This window comes from Arthrobacter sp. TmtSoilC48 (assembly GCF_059739425.1).
Genome location: NZ_AP046049.1, coordinates 1090670 through 1108783, shown reverse-complemented (window position 1 = coordinate 1108783; position 18114 = coordinate 1090670). Strand labels below are relative to the sequence as shown.

The 18114-nt window shown below is 64.0% G+C and carries 17 protein-coding genes; 13 read left to right on the top strand and 4 right to left on the bottom strand.

From position 1 onward, the window contains the following. Positions 1 to 54 precede the first annotated feature (54 nt). Positions 55 to 1332, top strand: coding sequence for a PEP-utilizing enzyme (locus AC6I97_RS05285; protein ID WP_497944281.1), 1278 nt, complete (start codon positions 55 to 57; stop codon positions 1330 to 1332). A gap of 4 nt (positions 1333 to 1336) precedes the next feature. On the opposite strand, the gene AC6I97_RS05280 is transcribed toward AC6I97_RS05285, so the two are convergent. Beyond that, a complete protein-coding gene (locus AC6I97_RS05280; protein WP_497944280.1) occupies positions 1337 to 3508 on the bottom strand; it encodes an MMPL family transporter in 2172 nt (723 codons plus the stop codon). 165 nt (positions 3509 to 3673) lie between these two features. Here AC6I97_RS05280 and AC6I97_RS05275 point away from each other — a divergent pair, with 165 nt between their 5' ends. The 5 genes from AC6I97_RS05275 to AC6I97_RS05255 all read left to right on the top strand — a co-directional run bounded on the left by AC6I97_RS05275 (position 3674) and on the right by AC6I97_RS05255 (position 7744). Continuing rightward, complete coding sequence (locus AC6I97_RS05275) at positions 3674 to 4198, top strand: MarR family winged helix-turn-helix transcriptional regulator (RefSeq protein WP_224089269.1); 525 nt, start codon at positions 3674 to 3676, stop codon at positions 4196 to 4198. Between the two features lie 29 nt (positions 4199 to 4227). Continuing rightward, positions 4228 to 5043 carry a class I SAM-dependent methyltransferase gene (locus tag AC6I97_RS05270; protein WP_497944279.1) on the top strand — a complete coding sequence of 272 codons (816 nt, stop codon included), beginning with the start codon at positions 4228 to 4230 and terminating at the stop codon, positions 5041 to 5043. Positions 5044 to 5160: 117 nt separating this feature from the next. Continuing rightward, positions 5161 to 5520: a YciI family protein gene (locus AC6I97_RS05265; RefSeq protein ID WP_224089275.1), complete on the top strand. Its 360-nt coding sequence runs from the start codon at positions 5161 to 5163 to the stop codon at positions 5518 to 5520. Between the two features lies 1 nt (position 5521). Next, a complete protein-coding gene (locus AC6I97_RS05260) occupies positions 5522 to 6742 on the top strand; it encodes an RNA polymerase sigma factor (protein WP_497944278.1) in 1221 nt (406 codons plus the stop codon). An 18-nt stretch (positions 6743 to 6760) separates the two neighbouring features. Then, on the top strand, positions 6761 to 7744 hold the full coding sequence (locus AC6I97_RS05255) for an aldo/keto reductase (protein WP_497944277.1): 984 nt from the start codon (positions 6761 to 6763) through the stop codon (positions 7742 to 7744). A 23-nt stretch (positions 7745 to 7767) separates the two neighbouring features. Here the strand turns inward: AC6I97_RS05255 and AC6I97_RS05250 are convergent, their stop codons facing one another. Further along, on the bottom strand, positions 7768 to 8841 hold the full coding sequence (locus AC6I97_RS05250; protein ID WP_497944276.1) for a DNA polymerase IV: 1074 nt from the start codon (positions 8839 to 8841) through the stop codon (positions 7768 to 7770). A 155-nt stretch (positions 8842 to 8996) separates the two neighbouring features. Between AC6I97_RS05250 and AC6I97_RS05245 the strand changes: the two genes are divergently transcribed. Continuing rightward, entirely contained in the window at positions 8997 to 9623 is a 627-nt protein-coding gene (locus AC6I97_RS05245; RefSeq protein WP_497944275.1) for a LysE family transporter, read from the top strand. 17 nt (positions 9624 to 9640) lie between these two features. Here the strand turns inward: AC6I97_RS05245 and AC6I97_RS05240 are convergent, their stop codons facing one another. Then, positions 9641 to 10675: a LacI family DNA-binding transcriptional regulator gene (locus AC6I97_RS05240; protein ID WP_224165516.1), complete on the bottom strand. Its 1035-nt coding sequence runs from the start codon at positions 10673 to 10675 to the stop codon at positions 9641 to 9643. Positions 10676 to 10834: 159 nt separating this feature from the next. Between AC6I97_RS05240 and uriH the strand changes: the two genes are divergently transcribed. Genes uriH through AC6I97_RS05225 form a run of 3 tightly spaced genes read left to right on the top strand, consistent with a single transcriptional unit; the run spans position 10835 to position 14327 of the window. Then, entirely contained in the window at positions 10835 to 11896 is a 1062-nt protein-coding gene (uriH, locus tag AC6I97_RS05235; protein WP_497944274.1) for a uridine-preferring nucleoside hydrolase UriH, read from the top strand. Beyond that, a complete protein-coding gene (uriT, locus tag AC6I97_RS05230; RefSeq protein ID WP_497944273.1) occupies positions 11896 to 13359 on the top strand; it encodes a uridine transporter UriT in 1464 nt (487 codons plus the stop codon). The genes uriH and uriT overlap by 1 nt, the downstream gene beginning before the upstream one ends. Beyond that, positions 13356 to 14327 carry a ribokinase gene (locus tag AC6I97_RS05225; protein ID WP_224089280.1) on the top strand — a complete coding sequence of 324 codons (972 nt, stop codon included), beginning with the start codon at positions 13356 to 13358 and terminating at the stop codon, positions 14325 to 14327. The genes uriT and AC6I97_RS05225 overlap by 4 nt, the downstream gene beginning before the upstream one ends. A gap of 18 nt (positions 14328 to 14345) precedes the next feature. On the opposite strand, the gene AC6I97_RS05220 is transcribed toward AC6I97_RS05225, so the two are convergent. After that, entirely contained in the window at positions 14346 to 14663 is a 318-nt protein-coding gene (locus AC6I97_RS05220; RefSeq protein WP_224165520.1) for a putative antibiotic biosynthesis monooxygenase, read from the bottom strand. Positions 14664 to 14762: 99 nt separating this feature from the next. On the opposite strand from AC6I97_RS05220, the gene AC6I97_RS05215 reads away from it, so the two are divergent. The 3 genes from AC6I97_RS05215 to pabB all read left to right on the top strand — a co-directional run bounded on the left by AC6I97_RS05215 (position 14763) and on the right by pabB (position 18112). Further along, positions 14763 to 15401: a TetR/AcrR family transcriptional regulator gene (locus AC6I97_RS05215; RefSeq protein ID WP_497944272.1), complete on the top strand. Its 639-nt coding sequence runs from the start codon at positions 14763 to 14765 to the stop codon at positions 15399 to 15401. Positions 15402 to 15500: 99 nt separating this feature from the next. Further along, positions 15501 to 16082, top strand: a complete 582-nt coding sequence (locus tag AC6I97_RS05210) for a low molecular weight protein-tyrosine-phosphatase (RefSeq protein WP_497944271.1) — start codon at positions 15501 to 15503, stop codon at positions 16080 to 16082. Continuing rightward, positions 16079 to 18112, top strand: coding sequence for an aminodeoxychorismate synthase component I (gene pabB, locus AC6I97_RS05205; protein ID WP_497944270.1), 2034 nt, complete (start codon positions 16079 to 16081; stop codon positions 18110 to 18112). Before AC6I97_RS05210 ends, pabB begins: the two co-directional genes overlap by 4 nt. Positions 18113 to 18114 lie beyond the last annotated feature (2 nt).

The window sequence follows — 18114 nt, the reverse complement described above, 5'->3', positions numbered from 1 at the left end:
CCGATTCCGTCCCCACGGATTGTGGCGCCGTTGATACTTCGAAGCCGTGGTCGTTTGCCGTGGTTCCTTTTCAACGTCCTTCTCCGGGTCTCCCGCAATCCGGCTGCGGCACACCGCGCTGTTCTGAAGGGTCTGGAGCTGAAATGGCGACACCAGCTGCTGCCCGACTATCGGGAACTCGTGCGCAAGGCAGGGAAAGAGGTGGACACGGCTTCCCCGGCAAGGCTCATCGAGCTTGTGGATGCCATTGTCAGGCAGGCGGGAATCTACCTGTGGTCATTGGCCGTCGTGGGCGGATCTGCCTGGAAAATGGAAGCGGCCCTGGCCAGGCTCTGGCAAAAGCACCTAGCCGCTCCGCTGAGCGACACGCCGGCAGGACGCCTCGGCCATCAGGCCCTGCTCCGCGGCCTTACGGGCAGCGCAGGCCTTACGGGCAGCGCAGGACTCACTGGCAGCACAGGTCTCACCCGCAGCAGTGCGACACCATCGGACTCGGCCGTTTACTCCCTCGACTGGTACCACCCGACCTTCGGCGAGGCAGGCATCCGAAGCCCTGAAACGGCTTCAACCACGGCCGGCAAGGAGGCTCTTGACGCACAGCGAAAGGCAGCCGAAGCCGCGGCCAGGGAAGTGCTGCTTGATAGTCCAAGGGTCCTCACCCGCTTTGATTCCCTCGTCACGATGGCCCAGTACTACGCCGCCCTACGGGAAGAACAGTCCCTTTACCTCACTCTGGGATGGCCGGTCTTGCGCCGTTGCGCCAAACGCCTGGGAGAAAACCTCGCTGCGGCAGGTGCCATCGAGGACCCGCAGGACATCCATTTCCTCCATCTGGGTGAAGTAATGAACCCTTCGGCGGACTACAGGGAGCTGGTAGGAAGCCGCCGGGCAACCTGGGAGATGCAACGGCGTCTGGACGCACCACTCATCATTGGCGAGCCCGGTAGGTTTGGAGCTGATCCCGTGGCGGGCGCTGTTGACGCAGCCAGGACAAACCACGAGGTTCCCGCGGGTGCGATCGTCGGCCACCCGGCCAGCACTGGACGCGCGACGGGCAGAGTGCGGGTGATGTCAGGCCTGGAGGAATTCGACAGCTTCCTCGATGGCGAGATACTCGTAGCGCGATCCACCGCACCAGCCTGGACGCCCCTTTTCGCTCGAGCCGCCGCCGTGGTCACCGACGGCGGAACCCTTGCCGCCCACGCCTCTCTTGTTGCCCGGGAGTACGGGATACCCGCCGTCGTTGGAACCGGCAACGCGACCCGGCTACTCAAGACGGGCCAGCGAGTCACCGTGGACGGAGGTGCGGGCTACGTCGTCGCGGCCGAATGACGAGCTACCGTCCCACCGGCGTCCGTTCCTCCTCACGGGGACGCGCCACTGCATCAGCCTGTCGGCCGGACTTGCCTGGCCACCAAATCCGGTGTCCGATGTCGTACGCGAGCGCGGGCACCAACAGTGAGCGGACCAGAATGGTATCCAGCAGCACCCCGAAGGCCACGATGAAGGCCAGCTGCACGAGGAACATGATGGGAATAACTCCGAGGGCGGCGAAGGTAGCAGCCAACACAACACCGGCTGACGTAATCACCCCACCCGTAACACCCAGGCCACGCAGGATTCCAGGCCGGGTTCCGTGCTTCAACGATTCCTCGCGCACCCTGCTCATGAGGAAGATGTTGTAGTCCACGCCCAATGCCACCAGGAAGACGAACCCGAAGAGTGGAACCGTGGCATCTGCACCTGGGAAACCGAAAAACCCGTTGAACACCAAGGCTGAGACGCCCATGGCTGCCGCATAGGACAGGACCACGGACAACACCAGCAGAACAGGCGCCACAACGGAGCGCAGGAGGAGCATCAGGATGAAGAGGATGACCACCAGGACAATGGGGATGATGACTACCAGGTCGCGCTGCGCGGTGATGTTGGTGTCCAGAGCCGTGGCAGTGACCCCGCCAACCAAAGCGCCGGCGTCGACCTCTTTCACGGCCACACGGAGCGACTTCACAGCTTCCTCGGCCTCGATCGAGTCTGCGGCAGAGTCGAGCGTCGCATTGATCAGCACCTTGCCCTCTCGGACGACGGGATCGGTCGGAGTTCCCGGAGCACCGGTGATGGGCACATTTCCGTCGGCCAGGAGGTAGGCGTCACCCACGCCGTCGGCCGCTTTGACCTTGTCCAGCACTTCCTGCGCGGAATCTTCGGAGGCGACCACGACGGCGGGGCTGCCGCTGCCGGCGTCGAAATGCCGCGCCAGCGCGTCCTGGCCGTCCACGGCGTCGGAGGCCGCGAGGATGACGTCGGTTTGGGGGACACCGTTGGCCTTCAATTGCAGGACGCCTGCCGAAGCCACCAGGAGCAGCAGGACCGAAGCCACCCATACGGCGCGCGGCCGTCGGGAAACCAGCGAAGCAGTTGCCCGCCACAGACCCTTTTGCCCTTCAAGTCCAGTAACCAGCTCGGGTTCGCGTTCGTCGTCGGGCAGGAGCTTGGGGCGGAAGGGCCAGAAGGCGGCGCGGCCCAGCAGGGCCATGAGCGCTGGCAGGAGGGTAAGCGCGGCGAAGAGCGAGCAAAGGATTCCGGCAGCTGCCACAGGACCCAGCGCCTTGTTGGAGTTCAGGTCGGAGAAGAGCAGGCAAAGCAGCGCGATGATGACGGTCGCGCCGGACGCAAGGATCGGCTCGAAGGAGGCTTTCCATGCCGTGAGCACTGCCCTCGTGCGGTTGGTGGTGTGGGTCAGTGCCTCGCGGAATCGAGCCACATACAGCAGCGCATAGTCGGTGGCCGCACCAATCACCAGGATGGACAGGATGCCCTGGCTCTGGCCATTGAGCTGGATCCAGCCCAGTTTGGCCATCGCGAACACCAGGAGAATGGCCGCGCAGAGCGCAAAGACCGATGTCAGGAGGACTGCCAGAGGCAGCACAAGTGAGCGGTACACGAGCAGCAAAATGACAAACACGGCGCCAAGGGCCACCAGCAGAAGGATGCCGTCAATGCCGCCGAACGCGTTCACCAGATCGGCGGTCAGCCCGGCGGGACCGGTGACGAAGGCGCGGGTCCCGTCGGGAGCGCCCGGTTGAACAACGTCGCGCAGTTCCTGGATTTTGTCGCGCAGCTCATCCGAGGACGCTATTGGCACGATGAACTGGACAGCTTTGCCGTCCTCCGAGGGAAGAGGCCCGACGACGGCGTCACCCAGCTTGAGCGCCTCGATGTCGGCTTTCAGCTGGGCTGCTTCGCCCAGCTGGGCCGGGGTGAAGGCCGTCCCGTTCTCAACGATGACCACGGCAGGGATCTCCTTGGAATCACGGAACTTCGCCTGCCAGTTACCGACTCCCGTCGCTTCGGCGCCTGCTGGGAGAAACGAGGCCTGGTCATTGGAGGAGACTTCGTCCAGGCGCCCGAACGTTGGGCCGCCAACGCCGGCAATGCCAAGCCAGATGATGACAAGCACCACGGGCACCAACCATCGAAGCCAGAACGGTACCTTCTGCGGGTTCATGGGTCCTTCTTCCGGAAGCTTGAGAGTCTCTTTATTCCACCACAGAATATCTTTATGATGGAAGTATTCCAAGAGTGAACCATTTGCTGATGCCGGATTCCTGTTTGGCGGGGAGTAATATCCGACAGGGCAGTAATCAAGGTTGAACGTAGGCGGGAGGGCAGGATGTCTGAGGCTTCGGGCCCGCACCCCGGCGGCGAACGCCCGGAAATCGCGGCACCCCAGGATTTGGTGCGGCTCCTTCAGGACTTCACCCTGGAAGCCAACCACTATGTTGACGCCGCCGGTGGCCGGAACGACATGCACCGGACGGATCTCAACGCCCTGGCAGTGATCATGCGCCATTCTGCCGCCGGCCGGGTTGTCACGCCGGGCGTCCTCCGAAGTGAACTGCGGCTAAGTTCCCCCGCCACCACGGCGTTGGTTGACCGGCTGCACGCCTCCGGCCACCTCACCCGTGACCGCCTCGGCACCGATCGCCGGCAGGTCCAACTGCACATGACCCCCAAGGCCTACCGGGATGGAAGTGCCATGTTCATGCCGTTGGCACTCCGCATGGGCAAGGCCATGGGCGCCTACAGCGCTGAAGAACTGGACGTTGTCCGACGCTTCATGACCGATATGATCCAGGCCACCGTAGCGGCCCGCACGGAAACCGCGGAGAAGAGCCCCTCACCGCCTTCCGCCTAAATCCACCGCCGAAGTTGTAGCGTTTCCCTATGAACGCGCACCAGCCTGAAGATGTCTACACCCACGGGCACCACGAGTCGGTTGTCCGGGCCCACGCCTCGCGGACGGCCGAGAATTCGGCCGCGTTTGTCATACCGCATCTCACCCCGGGGACGTCGGTCCTCGATGTCGGGTGCGGACCTGGCAGCATCACGTGCGACTTCGCGGGGCTGGTTGCGCCCGCACAGGTCATCGGCCTGGACCGCTCGGCGGAGATCGTCGCCCAGGCAACCGAGCTGGCCAAGGACCGTGGCGTGGACAACGTAGAGTTCCGCATCGGCAATATCTACGATCTCGAGTTTGAGGACGAGTCCTTCGACCTCGTCCACGCCCATCAAGTCCTCCAGCACCTGACTGACCCCGTCGCCGCCCTGCGTGAAATGCGCCGCGTGGCCAAGCCGGGCGCGATCGTGGCCGTACGCGACGCCGATTTCCACGGCATGAGCTGGTACCCGGAGGTTCCCGAGCTCGACGACTGGATGGAGCTCTACCAGAAGATCGCCCGACGCAACGGTGCCGAACCGGATGCCGGCCGCCGGCTGGTCTCTTGGGCGCAGCAGGCAGGCTTTGCCCAAGTGGCACCCAGCAGCAGCAACTGGCTCTACGCGACAGCCCAACAGCGGGCATGGCAGTCCCGTGTGTGGAGCGAACGCGTCCTCCACTCCGCCTTTGCCGAGCAAGCCCTCGAATACGGGTTCGCCAACGAGGCCGATCTCGCCAGGATCGCCGCAGGCTGGCACCGTTGGGGAGCCACCGACGATGGCTACTTCCTCATTCCCAACGGCGAGGTGATCGCCCGGGCCTAGGTTGCGCGTGGCTTCCCGACCCAAAAAACTTTGCCGAGCCATGTAGAAAAGCGCCCCGCAGTTCCGACCCATGAGTGAAAGCACCCAAACAGGGCGCCACTTCATAAGGAGTTTGAGATGAAATACATGATCATGATGTTCGGGTCCGCGGAGGGCATGATGGAAACCGCCGACCCGGAGTGGGTCAAGGAAATGATCGGGTTCATGATCCAGATCGACAAGGACCTGACTCAGTCCGGCGAACTCGTCTTCAACGCCGGACTGGCCGATCCCGGCACAGCCAAGCTGGTCAAGCAGACCCCGGACGGCATCATCACCACCGATGGGCCGTACGCCGAGTCGAAGGAATCGCTGATCGGGTACTGGGTGGTGGATGTGGCCAGCGAGGAACGCGCCGTGGAAATCTGCTCGAGCATCGTCAAGTACTCGCAGGTGGTGGAACTCCGCGCTATCCCGGACGGTCCCCCGGAGGTCTAGTTTGGCCGTTCCCCCACGCGACATCGAGGACCTGCTGCGCACGTTGGCGCCGCAGGTCCTCGGCGTGCTGGCACGCAAGCACGGCCAGTTCGATGCCTGTGAGGATGCCGTCCAGGAGGCCCTCATTGAGGCAGCGGTGCAATGGCCATCCGGGCTGCCAACAAATCCCAAAGGATGGCTGCTGGCTGTCGCATCCCGCCGGCTGGTTGATGTATGGCGCAGTGAAAGCGCGCGCCGTGCCCGGGAGGAACGCGTCGCCGCAATGGAAGTCAGCTTCCAGGACAGCACGGCGTCTGAAGCCGACGACACCCTGACCCTGATGTTCCTGTGTTGCCACCCCTCAATAAGTGCGCCATCGCAGCTCGCCTTGACGCTCCGGGCCGTAGGGGGACTCACGACGGCGGAAATCGCCTCTGCTTTCCTCGTCCCCGAGGCGACCATGGGCCAGCGCATCAGCCGTGCGAAACAGGGGATCCAGAAGGCAGGCGCCCGTTTCGACATGCCGCCGGAGTCCGAGCGGAAGGCGAGGCTCGGCGTCGTACTTCACGTCCTGTACCTGATTTTCAACGAAGGCTACGCCGCAAGCTCGGGCGACTCACTGCAGCGCGAAGACCTCACCACCGAAGCGATCCGCTTGGCACGCCTGCTGGTGGGCGTGGCGCCGGATGAGTTCGAGGCCACCGGTTTGCTCGCTCTGATGCTGCTGACGGACTCCCGTCGTGCCGGGCGCACCCTGGCTGACGGAATGCCCGTGCCGCTGTCCGAACAGGACCGGAGTTTATGGAACCGCGGGCAGATAGAGGAAGGCATCGCGCTCCTTTCTTCCGTGCTCGGTCGTGGCGCGGCTGGACCGTACCAACTCCAGGCCGCGATCGCCGCCGTTCATGCCGAGGCGCCCTCTGATGCCGAAACGGACTGGCCCCAGATCCTCGCCTTGTACACGGTCCTTGAAGCCGTGGCGCCAAGTCCCGTGGTGACGCTGAACCGTGCTGTGGCTGTGGCCATGGTGAAGGGGCCAACCGCTGGGCTTGAGCTGCTCGCAGGGCTGGATTCGGCGATCGGTCGCTCACACCGCCTGGATGCTGTGCGGGGCCACCTGCATGAAATGGCAGGCTCTTATGTGGACGCGCGCGCCGCCTACCTCGAGGCCGCCAAAAAGACAGGCAGCCTCCAGGAGCGGCGGTACTTGATGGGCAAAGTGGCGCGAATGGACGAGTCTTGACCCCATATAGTCGAATCCATGGAACAACGCATACTTGGTAAGACCGGCCGGTCGGTGTCCACCGTTGGACTAGGCACGTGGCAACTCGGAGCGGACTGGGGTGACGTCACAGAGGAAGACGCACTTGCCGTCCTGGAGGCCTCGGTCGACGGCGGGGTTACTTTCTTCGACACGGCCGACGTCTACGGCGATGGCCGAAGCGAGCAACTGATCGGACGCTTCCTGCGCGCCAATCCCGGGCTGGACCTGCTGGTTGCCACCAAGATGGGCCGCCGCGTGGACCAGGTGCCCGAAAACTACACGCTCGCCAACTTCCGCGCGTGGACTGACCGTTCCCGGCGGAATCTGCAGCAGGACACCCTGGACCTCGTCCAATTGCATTGCCCGCCCACCGCCGTCTACACGAGGGATGAGGTGTACGACGCCTTGGACACGCTCGTCAGCGAAGGCGTCATCCGCAACTACGGCGTCAGTGTCGAGCGGACCGACGAAGCCCTTGAAGCCATCAACCGCGGGAATACCGCGTCCGTCCAGATCATCCTGAACGCCTTCCGGCTGAAGCCGCTCGATGAAGTTCTCCCGGCAGCAAAGCAGGCCGGAGTCGGCATCATCGCCAGAGTGCCGCTGGCGTCTGGACTGTTGTCCGGAAAGTACACGCCGGAAACCGGGTTCGCGGAGAACGACCACCGCAACTACAACCGCGACGGCTCCTCATTCGACGTCGGCGAGACCTTCTCGGGCGTCGATTTCGCCACCGGCGTTAAGGCCGCACAAGAGTTCAGCGCATTAGTGCCCGACGGCGTCAGCACCGCCCAAGCGGCCCTCGCCTGGGTGATCGCCCAGGACGGTGTCAGCACGGTCATCCCCGGTGCCCGTTCTTCAGTGCAGGCACATGCAAACGCTGAGGCGGGAGCGATGCAGGACGTCGGTTCAGGACTCACCGCCGGGGTCCAGGACATCTATGACCGCTATTTCCGCGAAGCGATCCACCCGCGCTGGTAGCCGGCCGACCGCCGTCGTGCATGTCACCATCCGCTACGTGTCGGGGTGTGTCCCTTTCGTGCGTCGTCGGGCATCGACATTTCGGCGCGTAGTCCCAGAAGCCGGATGGGACGGTCGGGCTCGATCCGCGCCGTGACGTCCAGGGCTTGCGCCAGGACTTCGTCCCGGTCGAATGTCTCCGGGATCTTCCTTGCGTAGGTCTTGGTGAAGAACGGCGCGTAACGGACTTTGAGGGTCAGCCCCACGACCGGCCGCCCCTCAGCTGCCACGTCTTCGAGGACGCGTGCTGTCAGCTCCTTGATGGCGTCGCTGATCTGTGAGGGTTCCGTGAGATCCTGCTGGAACGTGGTCTCGCGGCCGTGTGCGCGGGCAACCCACGGGGTGTCGTCCACTTCGTTGGAGCCTTCACCCCGACCTAGCTGCGCATACCAAGGGCCCATCTTGGGGCCGAACTCCGGGACCAGGTCCTGGGGATCGGACGCGGCAAGCTCGGCGACTGTGGTGATCCCATGTTTGGCCAGCCGGGCAGACACCTTGGGTCCAACGCCCCACAGCTCCTTGGTGGGTTTGCTGCCCATGACCGTGAGCCAGTTCTCTTTGGTCAGCCGAAAGATTCCGGCAGGTTTGCCAAAATCCGTCGCATTCTTCGCGCGGACCAAGGTGTCCCCGATTCCCACGCTGCAATGCAGCCGGGTTTGCTCCAGGATGGCAGCTTGGATCTGTCGGGCGTATGCCTCAGGATCTTCGGTTTCAACGCCCACAAAGGCTTCATCCCAGCCCAGCACCTGAACCGTGGCGCCCGGCTGTGCGCGCAGGGTGGACATCACCACGTGCGAGGCCGCCAGGTAAGCCTCCTGGTCGACGGGAAGGATCACGGCATCGGGCACTTTCCGGGCAGCTATGCGCAGTGGCATTCCGGAACCCACGCCGAACGCCCTGGCTTCATACGATGCCGTGGACACCACAGCGCGTTCCGTAGGATCCCCCCGGCCGCCAACGATGATCGGCTTGCCGGCAAGCTCAGGCCGCCGGAGGACTTCGACAGCCGCAATGAACTGGTCGAGGTCAACGTGCAGCACCCACGGGATTCCGCTCACGGCACCAGTTTGCCCTAAGCAGTAGCTTCCTGACCCTCATCGGACGCCAGGCCCCCGGAAATCAACCCATTTGGGCTTCAACCCACTATCTGGATGGCCGAACAAGGTCAGTACCCAGCGCGTCCCGGGCACCCGTCTCACCGGCATAAGCTGAGATGGTGCAGTTTTCACTTTGGCTGGCCCTGGTTGGCGCCGGTACCCTGATCAGTTTCACTCCCGGCGCCGGTGCCATTTTCACCATGAGCAATTCGCTCAATTCAGGCTTCCGACGCTCCATTTGGGGCATCCTCGGCCAACAATTGGCCTTGGTCATCCACATCGTCATCGTGGCCTTGGGCGTGGGTGTGTTGGTCTCCAATTCGCCCGTGATATTCAACGTCGTCCGCTACGCAGGCGCCGCGTATCTGGTGTACCTGGGGATCCGGCAGTTCCTGCACAAGCCGGACCTGGACGAGGAAAAGGTGGACAGCCGCAAGAACGAGTCGGCGATGTCCATGTTCCAGCGCGGTATCTGGGTGAACCTGCTGAACCCCAAGGCGATCGTGTTCTTCCTTGCCTTCATGCCGCAATTCATCAGGCCAGAGCAGCCGCTGCTCCAGCAATATGCAGTGCTGACCGCCACGATCCTGGCCATCGACATCATGGTGATGTGGCTCTTCTTCGCTCTGGCAGCACGTTCATTCCAGCGCTTCACCCATGACGAGCGCGGCCAGAGGGTCCTCAACCGCATCTTCGGATGCCTTTTCGTCCTGGTTGGCATCCTGCTCGCCACCATCCACTAAGCGGGCCAGAAGCCGCGCTAGACCAGCGATGTAGAACCGCGAACCACCAGGGAGCTCTCCAGCGTCACGTGGGGCTCCTCCAAATCCCGGCCCTCCATGAGCCCGCGCAGCTGCTCCCCCGCCTTGAGTCCAAGCGGGGTCGCGGGCAGGTGCACGCTCGTGAGGCTGGGATTGCTGGTGGCTGAATACGGGAGGTCATCGAAGCCCGCCACAGCCAGTTCGGCAGGAATCCGCACGCCCGCCACACGCGCTTCCTGCAGCACGCCATACGCGTGGGTATCGGTACCGCAGACGACGGCGGTCACCCCCTCACGCTGCCACGCGGGCCAGGCGTCGGCGAACGCGGCGGCGGCAGCACCGACGTCGATCGCGGTACTGATGACATGCCCGTCGGCAACCAGGAGCCCGCACGCGGCGGCCTCCTCAAGGAAGGCTTCCCTGCGCAGGTGGAAAGTGGTGGTGCCGGTAATGCCGTCCACGTAGGCGGCCCGGGTATGTCCGGAGGCTGCCAGGTGTCGGGCCAACTCACGTGCGCCTTGCGCGACGTCGAGGTTCACGGACGGGGCGTAGGACTCCAGCCCCGGGGCATCCAGGAGCACCAGCGGTCCGGCCGCGGCCAGGTCCTGAAGAAACCCGGCACTGGGGGCACCCACCAGCAAGCCGGCCGGACGGAGGGCCAACAACTTGCGGACATCCTCAGCTTGCGGCGACTCCCCTGCATCGGTCACCGAGAGCAGCAGTTGGTATTCCGGGCCCAGCGATTCCCGGACGCCTGCGATGACGTTGGCGAAGAACGGGTTGGAGACGTCGGGCGTCACGAGGATGACGATGGAGCTGACTCCGCGTGCCAGCGAACTCCCAATGCTGTCAACCACATATCCAAGTTCGGCGATCGCTGAGCGGACCCGCGAGATGTTGTCCTCGGATACCCGTCCTTGCGTCTTGCCGTTGGCCACCAAGGAGACCGTGGCGGTGGAAACCCCGGCCCGGGCAGCCACCATCGCAGCCGTTACACGGGGTGCGCGGGCGTTCCGCCGATCCAGGGTATCCATGCATCGATCGTAGCGTTGTTGCGGCACGCACTACTCCCCTCAAGGCATCAAGCGTTTAACGCAATTAACGTTAAGCGCTTGACGTGAGACCGGAAGCAGTGCCAGAATTCCCAATGAATGCTTACCGCCCTGCTTCAGGCAAGACCCTGGCAGGCCCCAATGACGTGGAGACGAAACGTGGACCCCAACCCCATGACAGCACCCAAGAAGATCATTCTTGACTGCGACCCCGGCCATGACGACGCAGTGGCATTGCTTCTGGCCCACGGCAACCCGGACATCGAGCTCCTCGCAGTGACAACCGTCGTGGGCAACCAGACCCTCGAAAAAGTCACGCGCAACGCCCTCTCGGTAGCCACGATCGCTGGCATCACCGGCGTTCCCTTCGCAGCCGGCTGCGACCGTCCCCTTGTGCGCACCATCGAGACTGCCCCCACTATCCACGGAGACTCCGGCATGGACGGCCCGGAGCAGCCCGAGTCCGCCATCGAACTGGACCCGCGCCACGCCGTCGACCTCATCATTGAAACCGTCATGGCGCATGAGCCGGGCACCGTCACCCTGGTCCCCACCGCAGGGCTGACCAACATCGCCATGGCTGCCCGCAAGGAGCCACGCATCGTGGAGCGCGTCAAGGAAGTTGTCCTCATGGGCGGCGGCTACCACGTAGGCAACTGGAGCGCCGTGGCAGAGTTCAACATCATCATCGATCCCGAAGCTGCGCACATAGTGTTCAACGAAAAGTGGCCCGTGGTGATGGTCGGCCTGGACCTCACGCATCAGGCGCTGGCCACCGACGAAGTAGTGGAACGCATCGCAAAAATCGGCACCAACCCGGCCAAGTTCGTCATGGAACTCATGGACTTCTTCCAAAAGACCTACAAGGATGCCCAGGGCTTCGACTTCCCGCCGGTCCACGATCCGTGCGCCGTCGCCTACGTCATCGACCCCACCGTGATGACCACCCGCAAGGTCCCAGTCGACATCGAGCTGCAGGGAAGGCTCACTCTGGGCATGACCGTTGCCGACTTCCGCGCGCCCGCCCCGGAGGACTGCCACACGTCCGTGGCCGTGGATCTGGATCACAAGAAGTTCTGGGATTTGGTCACGGACGCGATCGAACGGATTGGCGAACCAACGCTCGACGCCGGAGCTAACGCCACGGCTGCGGCGGACGTCACCGACGCTGCAGCGGCAGTGGCAGCAGAAGAGGCCAAGTAATGTCCATCCCCGCAGAAACCAAGTCCACGCGCGGCAATGTCACTGCCCTCATGGTCGCCCTGCTGGCAGCTTGCGTAGCCTTCCAGCTCAACGCCTCCATGCTCAGTCCCGCCTTGGTCACCATGGGCAATGAGCTCCAGACCGACCAAGCAACCATCGGCCTCTCCCAGACCTGGTTCTTCACGGCCGCCGCACTGTTCTCCCTCTTCCTCCCCCGCCTCAGCGACATCGTGGGCCGCAAGAAGATCCTTGTGGGCATGATGCTCCTGATGGCAGTTGGTTCAGTCATCGCCGCACTCGCACCCGATGTCACGTGGCTCTTCGTAGGCCGCATCATCCAGGGTGTCAGCGGTCCCACCGTCCCGCTCTGCCTCATCATGCTCCGTTCCGCAGTGAGCAGCCCCCGCAAATACGGCACGCTCATGGGCCTCATCACCGCGGTGAACGGTGGGGTGGCCGGCGTCGACTCGTTCGTGGGCGGCTACTTCGCCGAGAACTTCGGATTCCGCAGCATCTTCTGGCTCATGGTGGCCCTGGCACTCGTGGCTACGGTTCTGATCGCTGTCCTGGCCGGTGAAAGCAAACCTGCTGCCGGAACCACCATGGACTGGCTGGGCGTCTTCTTCATCGTGTTCGCCGTGGGCGCACTATTGACGGCACTGAACGAAGGCTCCAAGCTGGCAGCGGCCTTCGACGCCGGCACCTTGACCCTCGCAGTCGCCCTCATCCTGGTTGCCGCCGTCGCGTTCTTCGCCTTCTGGACTGTTGAAAAGCGCGCCAAGCAGCCCATGGTCGAAACCGTGCACCTGCGGCAGCGTTCCACGTGGGCTCCGCTTTTGACCACCACACTGACCATGACCGGTATCTTCGCCGTCATTAATGGGATCGTCCCTGCCTTCGTTCAGGCGGCCGAACCCGGCTTCGGCGTCGGTCCCACCGAGATGTCACTCATGATCCTCACGCCGTACGCACTGCTGGGTTGGCTCTTCGGCCCGATCAGCGGCAGGCTCGCCCCGGTCCTCGGCTACACGAAGGTCCTTCGCATCGGCCTGGTGGGCAGCCTCGTAGCCTTGGCGATCATCGCGCTCTTCGGCCTGAACAACCTGCCGATGATGATCGTGGGCACGGCCTTGCTGGGCATCATGTACGCCGGTACCGTCAACATCATGCTGAACGGACTCGGTGTGGTCCTCTCGCCCCTAGGCAATCCGGGCTTCCTTCCCGGAATGAACGCGGGCGCCTTCAACCTCGGCGCCGGCCTGAGCTTCCTGGTCCTGCCCGCGGTCCTCGTTGCAACGTCGGCACTGGGCGACGCAAAGGCGGCGTACCTCACCGTTGTGGTGGTGGGTCTCGCCATCACCCTCGCCGCCTTCGGAGCCTCACTGCTGATCCCCAAACCGGTTGATGCCGAAGTCACCGAAGGTGCGGACAACGAGACATCCGAGAAAGAGGTCACCGCATGAGCACAGAAGCCAAAGCACCCACGGCGGGGATCGTCGTCGTCGGCTCCCTGAACGCCGATTTGACGATCTACTGCGACCGCCTCCCGAAGCCCGGCGAGACGGTCCACGGCAATGGTTTCGCCGTAAATCCCGGTGGCAAGAGTGCCAACCAGGCGGTGGCGGCCAGCAAGCTCGGTGCCCAGGTCAGCCTGGTGGGCGCAGTGGGCGATGACGCCAACGGCACCATGCTCCTGGAGTCGACCGCCAACGCCGGCGTGGACGTTACCCGCGTCCGACGTTCAGATGCCGCGACGGGCGTCGCGGTCATCTCGGTGGATGCCGGCGGCGAGAACAGCATCATCATCTCGGCCGGGGCAAACGGGACTCTAACCCCGGCGGACGTGCGCGCGGCAGCGGACACCTTCAACAATGCTGCGGTGGTCTGCCTCTGCCTTGAAGTCGCGATCGATACTGTGATCGCCGCTGCACAAGCAGGGCACGACGCCGGCGCTACCGTCTTGTTGAACCTCTCGCCTTACGCGGAGGTGCCGGAGGTCCTGGCCGAGTTGAGCGACGTACTGCTGGTCAATGCGCACGAGGCCTCACTGTTCCTTGGTGGCGAAGCCGACGTTCCTGCCGCCGACGCGGAGGCCGAAGCGTGGGAGCCGGTACGTAGCCAGTTTGCTGACCGGGGTTTGCAGCGCGTGCTGGTAACGCTGGGCGCCCACGGGTCTGTTGTGCTGGATTCTTTGGCCCGGGGTACCCAGGACCAGATCACGCGCATTCCCCCTACCCGCGTTTCGGCCGTCGACACCACGGGTGCCGGTGATGCTTTTACGGGGGCGGTCGCTGCACGCCTGGCTGCCGGAGACTCCCTCGCCGACGCCGCCGGGTTCGCCTCAGTGGCTGCCGCGTTGGCGGCCACGAAGAAGGGCACCCAGGCCGCCTATCCCAGCATCGCGGATGTGGAGCGCTTGCGGAGCGTTTAGTCCCAGCGTCCCAGGTGGTTAGCGGGACTTGCGGGCTGCGCGTTGGGCCGAGCGCTCCACTGCCTTGCGGGTGAGGGCGCCGTGGCCGGCCATGAGCTTGGGGACCACAACGTAGACCGCGGCCGGGACCACAAGCGCCGTCAGCAGGAGCGCCCGAAGGATAGGGTGCCACGGCTCCATGATCGGGCCGAGCAACAGCATGCCGATGGATACCAAGGGGAAGATCGCGAGCCAGGTGATCAGTGCCCTCACGTGGACGGAGGGCACTTTCGGGCGAGCCGGGACTGCGGGTGACGATGACTGAACGGCGATTTCCGGCGTTGTTTGAGTGGTCATGGCATTCTCCAACCAGATAGTTGCATTTAGCTTGGTCCCACCATAACCGCACTCGGGAGCAAATACAACTAGTTGGTTGGGAAATGGTAATCTGTAGTTATGGCATGGGACACAGAACGCACCAAGTCACTCCTGCTCGAGGCGGCGACGTCCGAGTTTTGCGCGCGCGGACTTGCCGGGGCCCGGATTGACCGCATCGCGGCTGAGGCGGGTGTCAACAAGGAACGCATCTACCAGTACTTCGGCAACAAGAACGGCCTTTTTGACGCGGTTATCGTCGCGGCGCTCAGCTCCCTCATGGACGAAGTACCCATTCATGGAAAGGGTCCGGAGGCCATGGCTGACTACGCTGGCCGGCTCTTTGACCACCACCAAAAAGATGCGACCGCGCCGCGCCTCCTCTTCTGGGAAGGCCTGGAACGCGGCGCTGAAGTTGTGGGCCTGCCCAAACGGATGGCCAACTGTGCGTCCAAGGTCAACAGCACCATTGCAGCCCTTCCTGGAATCTCAAGGGAAGACGCCGGCGATCTCCTCATCACCATCGTGAGTCTTTGCGATGCCGCGCCCGTGCTGCCTGCACTCGATGGACTCATGGCCGGGAACGACCCCGGCCGCCTCGAAAGGCGACGCGCCGCCGTCGTGCGTACCGTCTACCTGACTGCCTCCGCGCTCGCTGCGGAAGCGGCACCTGTCGGGTCGTCGGCCACAGAAATTACGCCAGCTCCAGTGGTCCACTAACTGCCCCTCATACACCCTGTGACAGCTTTGACAGGAAAAGTGACTTCGTTGTGAAGTGGCCCCTAGCCAAGAAGGGGTGCCATCAACCATGCTTGCTGCATGTACTCAACGACGAGCCCATACCGCATCATCACGGTCTGCACTGGAAACATCTGCCGCTCGCCCATGGCAGCGCTCATGCTTACCGAAGCCTTCGAAGCGGAAGGGCTCGGCAAGCTGGTCGTAGTGGACTCAGCAGGCACCACCGGGTACGAGGTGGGGCACCCGATCGATCCCCGGGCGGCCCGCAAACTGACCGCCCACCACATCGCTTCCGAGGATCACGTCGCACGCCAGTGGCGGCAGGAGTGGTTCGCTGAGCGGGATCTCATCCTGGCGCTGGACGTCGACCATTTCGGCTGGCTCCAGGAGGGCGCGCCGGATCGCGAATCGCTGGCCAAAGTCCGGATGCTGCGCAGCTTCGATCCCATGATGGCTGGGCGCAGTTCCCTGGATCTGGGCATCGAGGATCCCTGGTACGGCGGCCACACCGACTTCGACAACACCTGGACCCTCATCAAAGCCGCCATTCCAGGCATTGTGCGCCACGTGGGCGCTGCCCTTGCGGAAGACCCAAGGAGTAGCGCCAGCGACGTAGGTAACGGAGCCACCGAGCACCAGCAGGTAACCTCTATGTCATGACCCCTGCACCCGTGATCATCGCCGTCGACGGGCGGTCCGGCGCGGGCAAGACCACGCTGGCCGTCGAGCTGGCGGCCCGCCTTCGGGAGCACCACAAGGTTTCCCTTTTCCATCTGGAAGACATCTATCCCGGGTGGAACGGCCTTGCCACAGGCATCGAACGATACATCGCAACGGTCCTGACGCCCTTGAGCCAAGGCGAGGCAGCAGAGTGGGTCAGCTGGGATTGGGAAAAGCATTACGACGGCGCGCTGCACGTAACACTGCCAGCCGAAATCGTGATCGTCGAGGGTGTCGGGGCTGCAGCAATCGCCGCGCGCCCCATGCTGGACGCCGTCGTCTGGGTCGAATCCCCCGGTGACGACCGCCGTCGACGGGCTTTGGCCCGTGACGGAGATACCTACGAACCCTACTGGGACACCTGGGCCGCGCAGGAAGACCTTTGGCTCGAAGCTGACCCTGTCATCGGCGCAGCAGACATCCGTGTGCAAAACCTCGCGGATGGCAACGCCCCGGACGACGTCCTGCAGGCCATGCGGTACCTGCCGTCGCTGGCAGCGATCCTCTCGCCGGAACTCAGCGCGCGCCGCGGCCTGCAGCTCCGGTCCGAAAAGATCAGCGCCGCTCCTGACGCCGAGGCGCTCTTCCAGAACCTCTACGGTTCCTCGGCCAACGCTGTCTGGTTGGATTCCTCCAACGCATCCGCGGTTTCAGGGACGTCCCAAGCCGCAGCCCGAAGCCGCTTCAGCATTCTGGCGGACGACGGCGGCACGTTCGGACAGTCCGTCCAGCACCGTCAGGGAACCACCCAGGTAACGGCCGGAACAGCCACCGTGGAAACCGCCGGACCCTTCTTCCGCTGGCTCGATTCCGTATGGGGACGCCGGGCCGTGCGCGCACCCCGCGGCTACGATGGCCAGTTCACGCTCGGCTGGTTGGGTTATCTGGGCTACGAGCTCAAGCGGGAAACCGGGGGGAACGACGTCCAGGCAGGGACTCCCGACGCCGCCCTGCTCTTCGCTGGACGGGCCGTGGTGCTGGATCATCGCGAGCACACTGTGTGGCTGCTCGCCTTGGACGCGCCCGACGCCGATGACTGGTTCCGCGAGGCTCGAACCGCCGTCGGGGCTGCTTCAACCGCCCCTGCTTCCGCCGTCGGGCCAGCTTCCGAGGTGGCTCCGGAATTCACTTGCCGTGACAGCGCGACGGACTACAAGCGCAAAATCGCCGACGCCCAACATGAAATAAGCGAAGGCAACTCGTACGAGGTCTGCCTGACCACCATGCTTGAAGCCCCTGCCGGCGGGCTTGATCCGTGGGAGAGCTACCGGGCGTTGCGCCGCCGCAATCCGGCACCCTTCGCCAGTTACCTTCGGTTCGGCGAGCTGGTTGTCGCGAGCACTTCGCCCGAACGCTTCCTGCGGATTCTCTCCGACGGCGGCATGCGGGCCGAGCCGATCAAAGGCACGCGTGGGCGTTCCGCCGACCCCACGGAGGACGCCGAACTGCGCCGCGACCTGGAGACGTCGCTGAAGGACCGCGCCGAAAACATCATGATCGTGGACCTGCTGCGAAATGACCTGAGCCATTTCGCCATTCCGGGCTCGGTGACGGTCAGCCGCTTGTGCGCGATCGAAAGCTACGCCACGGTGCATCAAATGGTGAGCACCGTGGACGCGCATCTCCGCCCTGGCGCTCCGCGGGCAGAGGCGGTGGCTGCGGCCTTCCCTGCCGGTTCAATGACCGGGGCGCCGAAAATCAGCACCATGGACATTCTTGACCAGCTTGAGGCGGGCCCCCGCGGTATCTATTCGGGAGCAATCGGCTACTTCTCGCTGAATGCTGCCACGGACCTCGCCGTCGTGATCCGAACCTTGGTTGTTAACCCTGACGACGACGGCGGGCGCGCGCTGAGCCTGGGCGTTGGCGGGGCAATCACCGCCGATTCCGTGGCCGACGACGAGTACGAAGAGATCCGGACCAAGGCGTTTGGCGTGTTGTCGACGCTCGGGGCCGACTTCCCCGGCTGAGG